Source organism: Calditerricola satsumensis (assembly GCF_014646935.1).
In the GTDB taxonomy this organism is placed as follows: Bacteria; Bacillota; Bacilli; order Calditerricolales; family Calditerricolaceae; genus Calditerricola; species Calditerricola satsumensis.
The window spans coordinates 1-1,473 of record NZ_BMOF01000097.1; the positions used below are offsets into that span (position 1 = coordinate 1).

At 47.9% G+C, this 1,473-nt stretch carries 2 protein-coding genes and 1 pseudogene; all 3 read left to right on the forward strand.

The genetic code is table 11. From position 1 onward, the window contains the following. A pseudogene (locus IEX61_RS12185) lies at nucleotides 1-710 on the forward strand (hypothetical protein); the annotation flags it as partial. A 13-nt stretch (nucleotides 711-723) separates the two neighbouring features. After that, nucleotides 724-1,047 carry a hypothetical protein gene (locus tag IEX61_RS12190; RefSeq protein ID WP_157057894.1) on the forward strand — a complete coding sequence of 108 codons (324 nt, stop codon included), beginning with the start codon at nucleotides 724-726 and terminating at the stop codon, nucleotides 1,045-1,047. A gap of 106 nt (nucleotides 1,048-1,153) precedes the next feature. After that, a complete protein-coding gene (locus IEX61_RS12195; RefSeq protein ID WP_157057895.1) occupies nucleotides 1,154-1,300 on the forward strand; it encodes a hypothetical protein in 147 nt (48 codons plus the stop codon). Nucleotides 1,301-1,473: the final 173 nt, after the last annotated feature.

The window sequence follows — 1,473 nt, forward strand, 5'->3', positions numbered from 1 at the left end:
AATGGCTCTCTGACTTTTTTCAGAGAGTCCTTTTTACACAAGAATACGGACTCAACTCAGACGTGTCATCAGACTCGAGCCAAGAAGCTTGCGGCTGTAACGGTAACGCGAAATCGCCAGCTAAATCCGTCAAAGCGACAGGTAAAGCCAACAAAGAAGTCATTCGTTTGGCAATAGAGACATTTCGTTCAGCCTCCCAGAGTCACTATAGAGTGAGTGACTTTTTCTGGAACCAAACTCAGGTGATCGAATACGCTGAAACCGAATTGAAGGCTGTAATTGTTCCTGCGAAAAAACAAACCGACTTGGAACGTGTATTTTTGCAATTTACGTACGATACAAAACAAAACAAGCTGGGTAAACCAATTATCATGAAACTGAATCGGTATAACGCCAATGATTACAAACATTTTTCCATGACCTATACCACGTTAGACAATCAGCCCATTGTCGGCCTTTTCCTGGATTTTGAAACGCCAGAAGCCAGAAAAGTGGAATATACTTTGAATAGCGAAGTGAGCGCCACCGGGTATTGGGACTGCGTGCAATCTTGCCTACGAAATACTTGGAACAAGATGCCGACTGCATGGAGAATTGTCTGTGAAGGTGCTTGCGGTGGGTGCATTTGGTCACGTGTTCCTCATGTGTGTGCGGGGTGTTTGGTGTGCTTAGCGGGTTATGGGATCGGATGCGGTACAGCTTGCTTGTAAGGAGTGATGTGACTTGTCGAGAAATGCGAAGGGTTCATGGATCGGCGTCGGATTGCTATCCTTAGCCCTGTTGATTGCAATTCTTTTGGGGCTAGAAACAATTTCCTACGCATTAGGAGCCATGTTATCAGCAGCTTTATGGCTTGCTGTTGGAAGTTACTTTCCAAAAAGACTTTCCGAGTATTCCACGGGACAAAAAATTTATCTGGGTGTGACCGTCGTATTGATCACGTTCATTACCGCAATATTGGTAGTAAAAACAGTAAAAACGGACCAAGGCATGCTTTCCGGATCGGTTAAGATGGCCACCCACTTGTTAACCGAACGTGCGTCCTAATGGTTAAGAGAAAGCGAATGTCCGGCCAAGAGCCGGGCTTTTCTGTTGGCCTCGTTTTGGGTACAATACGAACAGATGTTCTATGAACGTGTGTTTGGGTGATGCCATGCTCCGCGATCTCCAGCGCTATCTGGCCCGTCGCCAACCGGTGGATATCATCTACCTCGACCGTGCCGGCCAGCTTACCCAGCGCCGCGTCCGGTTGCTGCGCGTCGACGCCGACCACGTCCGGGCCTACTGCTACACGTGGTGAGCGGAAGATGAGTAAACCCCCAGGGTTGTCCCTGGGGGTGTTTGCTAACACGTTGCTAACGCACTTAACGAAATCAAAGCAGCGTGTAGACAAAGTACCGGGAGGTACAAGATCTACACGCTTTTTTGTCGAATAGGGTTCTTATCTCATCCATGCAGAGGTGGCCACATGCT